Below are 1,177 nucleotides of genomic sequence, written 5' to 3'. Positions count from 1 at the left end.
GCTCCTATCCTAGTATTTGGTACATAAATTTCTGAACAGTTGTGCCATAATTAATAAAACAAGATAGGAGCATTCCAATGAAACGATATCAAGATGATTTTAAAGCCAGCATTGTGAAGATGCATCGTGAAGAGAAAAGATCTATTCGCTCGCTTTCCGAGGAATACGGTGTTTCTCCAGCCGCAATTCATAACTGGGTTAAAGGCGCTAAATCAGTTGAGCTAGAAGACGGTACTGAAGTAACGTCCAAAGAATTCAAACAACTTCAAAAGGAAAATCAGCGATTAAAGGAGGAACTTGAAATTTTAAAAGCTGCGGCGGTGTTACTGGGAAAGCATTAGGACGAATTAATTGCCTTGTCTTCATAGAAGATCAGTTATTGCGACACCGCTTATCAATTATTCTTTCGGCACTGAAATTACCGCGCAGCACCTATTACCATTGGAAAAGATATCAACCTAGTCAACACGAACGTGTTGATAATCAGCTCAAAGAAAAAATTAAATTGATTTGGGAAAATAATTATCGTGCCTATGGTTATCCACGAATAACGATGGTGCTTCGCAAGTCAGGCATCTGTGTTGGGTCAAAACGAATTTTACGATTAATGAGGGAAATGGAGATTCACTCTTTAATGAATCGGCGATTTAAAAAACCTGGCACTCATGTGGATCATTCACAACGCCCCAATTTAATCAAGCACCAGCCCAATGCAAGGATATGGCGTGCTGACATTACTTATTTGGAATTACGTCCAGGAACCTGGGTTTATCTCAGTTCTATTTACGAACCAAAGGTTCATCAAGTTCTTGCTTTCAAGATTGGTCGTCAGATGGAGGCGACGTTAGTTGTAGAAACGATTAATCAGGCGCTTGAATATCATCAAAAGCCACAATATTTTCACTCTGACATGGGTTCACAGTACACCAGCAACGAAGTTGAAACTTTACTTGAACGGCATCAGATTAGCCACTCATACTCAAAACAAGGTTATCCTTATGATAATGGGCCAATTGAAGCTTTTCACTCATTGTTGAAGAGAGAGTTTGCCTTTCAAACAACTTTTTCCAATTTTGAGGACTTGGTAATCCGAACCTCAAATTACATCAGTTGGTTTAATTCCGACAGAATTAGAACGAGTGTTTAGAAAAAGATGTGCCATTTATTGACATAGGAG

1 protein-coding gene is annotated in these 1,177 nt (G+C 39.0%); it reads left to right on the top strand.

Going from position 1 to position 1,177, the window contains the following annotated elements:
* Positions 1 to 77: 77 nt before the first annotated feature.
* Positions 78 to 1,147 (top strand): IS3-like element IS1163 family transposase gene (locus GSM_RS13580; RefSeq protein ID WP_112234043.1). Its coding sequence is split into 2 segments (ribosomal slippage): positions 78 to 306 and positions 306 to 1,147, totalling 1,071 coding nucleotides; the frame shifts between segments, so codons are not numbered across the junction.
* The last annotated feature ends 30 nt before the right edge of the window (positions 1,148 to 1,177 follow it).

This window comes from Liquorilactobacillus mali KCTC 3596 = DSM 20444 (genome assembly GCF_000260415.1).
Classification (GTDB): domain Bacteria; phylum Bacillota; class Bacilli; order Lactobacillales; family Lactobacillaceae; genus Liquorilactobacillus; species Liquorilactobacillus mali.
Note: the sequence above shows the minus strand (reverse complement) of the source record. Positions and strands in the feature narration are given on the sequence as shown.